The following is a 1740-nucleotide window of genomic DNA, read 5'->3' as shown; positions in this document are numbered from 1 at the left end:
TGTTGCTGCCACTTAGAGAAGACACATTCGTCGCCAGATAGAACTGACACACCGTTGGTAGCAGCGGGGGCAGCGTGGAGCCATCCACAAGCGCAGCGCTGACCCCGCTGATGCGGTGAGTTCTGAGAGGGCTACGGACCCGCTGCGCCAGCAGCGGGCCCGGTCACGCTAGAACAGCAGGCAGTGAGGCAGGTTCCTGAGGCGGCGTGTTCCGATCTCGGCCCGCGTATTCGGCCAGTCCACGCGCGACGAGTTCCGTGTTGGGAAGGCGCGGTCCACGCTTCAGCTTGGGCGTGCAGAGCGTGCGGCGATCCACCTTCGATGCAGTCGGAGCAGCCGAGGCGGCGAACATACCGCCAGTCTGGGCGGTCCGCGCCGGCTCGTTGTTGTTCCGCTTGCGGTGGTGTGGTGCCGTTTCCTGCAGGAGCCGCGCCATCGCCAGCGCCGCGTCGAGATGCTTGTTGTCGACCACCGCTGCCTGGTTCACCCGCTGCATCTTGTCGAACACGCGATAGGGCAAGGCCTGCCCGTCGTGTCGGATCTCGATCCGCCCGTCAGGGAACTCGCAGACATCTACCCGCTTGCGCGCCAGTGCCTGGCTGACCCGGTTCGGCTCCAGGATGAACAGCGCCTTGTTGTAGTGCAGCGTCAGCGCCGCGGTCACCGTGCGCTGCTCGCGCCAGACCATCTCTGCCTCGATGTTCTCGTGCGGCGCCAGCGGGCGGTGGAGATCGCGCGGGTCGAACGGCGTCCTGGCGAACTGCCGGTTGTGCCGGGCCATGTAGGCGGGGAGAAAGGCATTGGCCTCCTCGATGGTGGAGATGCCCTCCAGTCGCATCGCCTTGACCAGCCGGTCCTGCAACGTGCCGTTCGCCCGCTCGACACGCCCCTTGGCCTGCGGCGAGTTGGCGCAGATGATCTCGATGTTGAGCGCATGCAGCGCCCGCCCGAGATGGGTCATGCCGTCACCGTTCGCCGAAGCGGTGTTGTTGCGAAACGCGCTGTGCTTGTCGGAGTACAAGGCGACCGGCTTTCCGTGGCGCTCGATATACGTCCGCGTGGCCCGCATGTAGGCGAAGGTGCTCTCGCTCTCTACCATCTCCAGGTGCATCAATTCGCTGGTCGCATCGTCGATATAGACCAGCAGCGTGCATTGCGGGCCCCGGTCCTCGAACCACCAGTGTTTGGACCCGTCGACCTGGATCAGCTCGCCGCGGCAGTCCCGCCGGTAACGCGGCTGGTGCGGGCGAGGGCGACGCGCTGCGCGGTCCTTCCACAGCCCCGCTGCCATCATCATCTGCCGCAGCGTCTCGCACGACACCCGGATGCCGTGCCGCTCGGCCAGATACTCGCGCGCCAGCGTGGGCCCGAACCCGTTATACTGCTCGCGCACGAGGCTGACGACCTGGTCACGAAAGGCATCGCCGTAACGCCGGTTGCTCGGACGGCCACGCTTGCGCGAGATCAGCCCGGCTGCGCCGTCCTGCCGAACTCGCTCCAGCAACCGGTAGATCTGTCGACGCTCAAGGCTCAGTAGCGCCATCGCGTCTGCAACCCGGATCTCACCGCGGTCGAGCCGCATCAGCGTGTCGAACCGGCTCACCTCGGCAGTACTCATCGTCAGCACCGTCATCGTTCGCACATCCTCGCTGCCGAGGATGGCCATGACACCGGCGACCCGCTGGCACTGTGTGCCTTTTCTATCTAGCGGAGCAGTGTCATTTCTACTTAGCGCCTACA

1 protein-coding gene is annotated in these 1740 nt (G+C 65.5%); it reads right to left on the bottom strand.

From position 1 onward, the window contains the following. Positions 1-163 precede the first annotated feature (163 nt). On the bottom strand, positions 164-1633 hold the full coding sequence (locus AX702_RS20935; protein ID WP_231729986.1) for an ISNCY family transposase: 1470 nt from the start codon (positions 1631-1633) through the stop codon (positions 164-166). Positions 1634-1740 lie beyond the last annotated feature (107 nt).

Origin of the sequence: Sphingomonas sp. CCH5-D11 (assembly GCF_001557395.1) — a bacterium.
In the GTDB taxonomy this organism is placed as follows: Bacteria; Pseudomonadota; Alphaproteobacteria; order Sphingomonadales; family Sphingomonadaceae; genus Sphingomonas.
Note: the sequence above shows the minus strand (reverse complement) of the source record. Positions and strands in the feature narration are given on the sequence as shown.